The organism is Streptomyces sp. P5F9 (assembly GCF_057961495.1).
In genome coordinates this window covers 1-1,482 of the sequence record NZ_JBXVPZ010000899.1, presented here as the reverse complement: position 1 = coordinate 1,482, position 1,482 = coordinate 1, and the positions used below count along the sequence as shown (strand labels likewise).

The 1,482-nt window shown below is 70.4% G+C and carries 2 protein-coding genes and 1 pseudogene; 2 read left to right on the top strand and 1 reads right to left on the bottom strand.

What is annotated here, in order from left to right:
• A pseudogene (locus tag AC31A1_RS51305) lies at positions 1 to 131 on the top strand (two-component system response regulator); the annotation flags it as partial.
• Here AC31A1_RS51305 and AC31A1_RS51300 read toward each other — a convergent pair.
• Entirely contained in the window at positions 121 to 675 is a 555-nt protein-coding gene (locus AC31A1_RS51300) for a hypothetical protein (protein WP_489659898.1), read from the bottom strand. The pseudogene AC31A1_RS51305 and the gene AC31A1_RS51300 overlap by 11 nt on opposite strands.
• 78 nt (positions 676 to 753) lie before the next feature.
• Here AC31A1_RS51300 and AC31A1_RS51295 point away from each other — a divergent pair.
• A partial coding sequence (locus AC31A1_RS51295; protein WP_489659897.1) for a 5'-methylthioadenosine/S-adenosylhomocysteine nucleosidase occupies positions 754 to 1,482 on the top strand: 729 nt, incomplete at its 3' end.

Genomic DNA, 1,482 nt, shown 5'->3' with positions numbered 1-1,482 from the left:
CTGTGGGGATCTCTCGGATCACGGCTCGGCGGTATCTGGAGCATCTGGTGGAGGCGGGGCGGGCGGCGCGGAGTCCGCAGTACGGGACCGTAGGGCGGCCGGAGTTGCAGTACCGGTGGGTCAAGGGGTAAGCAGGCGGGGCGAGTTGAAGGGCCGCGCGTAACTGAGGACCTGGTGGCCGAGGCCGACGACGATGAGCGCCTCGGCCACGGACAGGGCGAGCAGGCCGGAGGACGTCTGCCCCGCGAACCAGTAGACGCCGAGCCCGGCGAGCGGAACGACGCAGAACGCCAGCAGGTCGATCACACACTGGATGACCTTGCGGGAACGGCGGCTGCTGTCGGAACGGTGGGCGGTCTCCCAGCCGAAGACCGCCTGGGCATCGGTGAGTTCGGCGAGCCGGGGTCCCAGGTCGTCCCGCACATACGTCCCGATCGCGGAGATCTTCTCGTCGTTCACGAGGTAGGTCCAGCCGAGCACGGCACACACCGGCGGCAGCGCGAGCAGCATCTCGGACCGCTTGGCCTGGGCCGCGGCGGCGATGACGGCGGCCACGACGGTGAGGGTGACGTAGAGGAGGTTGTCGCGGAAGCCGATACGGGTCTTCTGCTCGTCCTTGACGGTCTGGTACTCGGCGAGGAGCAACTGGCCCACGGTGACGTCACGTTCCGGCATTGCCCTAGCCTCTCCCCCACTGGTGCCAACACAGCATCTGCGCAGGCGACTTGGAAGTACCTTAAGGGAGTGTCTGAGATGCCTGAGTTGCCACCCACTGTCGCGGTGCTGACCGCGCTGCCGCTGGAGTACAAGGCCGTACAGGCCCATCTCACGGCAGTACGGAAGCGGGAGCATCCGCGAGGCACCCGGGCCGCGGTCGGCCGACTCCCCGGCACACCCTGGTCCGTCGCCCTGGTCGAGATGGGCGAGGGAAACCTGACGGCCGCCGCGCTCACCGAGCGGGTGATGACGTGGCTGGAGCCGCAGGCGGTGCTGTTCGTGGGGGTCGCCGGGAGCCTGAAGAGCGACATCGGGCTGGGCGACGTCGTGGTGGCGACGAAGGTGTACGGCATCCACGGCGGCAAGGAGACACCGGAGGGCTTTCTCGTACGACCGGAGGCGTGGCGCGCGTCGCACCGGCTGACCGCGGCCGCCCGGGAGGCGTTGCGGGACGACCCCCATGCCCACCTGAAGCCGATCGCCGCGGGCGATGTCGTCCTGGCCGCACCCGAGTCCGCGCTCGCGGAACACCTGCGGCGGCACTACAACGACGCGGCGGCCATCGAGATGGAGGGCTCGGGAGTCGTGAGCGCCGTGGATCTCGCCGGCGGGGACGCGCTGGTCATCCGGGGCATCAGCGACCGGGCCGATGCGGGCAAGTCCCGTGCGGACGGGGAGGGTTGGCAGCCACGGGCCGCCGAGAACGCGGCGGCTGCCGCGGTGGCGGTGCTGCGGGAGCTGCGGCCGTTCCGTGGTGGGCGGGTC